The sequence below is a fragment of the Chryseobacterium sp. S0630 genome (genome assembly GCF_024158915.1).
Lineage (GTDB): Bacteria > Bacteroidota > Bacteroidia > Flavobacteriales > Weeksellaceae > Chryseobacterium.
Genome location: NZ_JAMZGF010000139.1, coordinates 1 through 527 on the forward strand (window position 1 = coordinate 1; position 527 = coordinate 527).

General features: G+C 38.5%; 1 protein-coding gene. It reads right to left on the reverse strand.

Going from position 1 to position 527, the window contains the following annotated elements; translation table 11 throughout:
- A partial coding sequence (locus tag NK356_RS24090) for a peptidoglycan-binding protein LysM (RefSeq protein ID WP_253318258.1) occupies positions 1-527 on the reverse strand: 527 nt, incomplete at both ends.

The window sequence follows — 527 nt, forward strand, 5'->3', positions numbered from 1 at the left end:
GTTGCAGTATACGTTACGGTTTGCGTATAAGTTCCCGCTGGTTTACCTAAAATATCAGAAGATGAAGATTTTGCTGCCGGAATTGTGTAGTCCAGATTCAGTGTTAAGGCGCTTCCAAGAGGAGCATTTGTAACTAAATTCTGATCCGTTGCAGATAAAACTACTGTATTTTTTGTTCCACCCATTGTTCCGGCAGCTGTAGCTGCTTTGATTGTCAAAACATTGACCGGGATTAAGTTCGTTCCATTCATGAAATTAGCACCTCCTGCTTTTACTTTAACATTAAAGTTCTTTGTGGAAGTAACTTTTAAAGAATTGGCTTTAGTAATGGTCTGATCAGAGTTGTAGTCTGCTGCAGTAACATAGTTAAAATCAACAGTATTACCAATGGCAGCACTTCCTGCGTCGATGGAGATTACATCGTTCAGAGTAATATTTACAGTTGTAGTGGCTGTAGTATTTTGAGCTTGAACATTGTTAGTTCCAAATATGATCGCTCCAAAAGTTAAGGCTGTGATTACGATTTG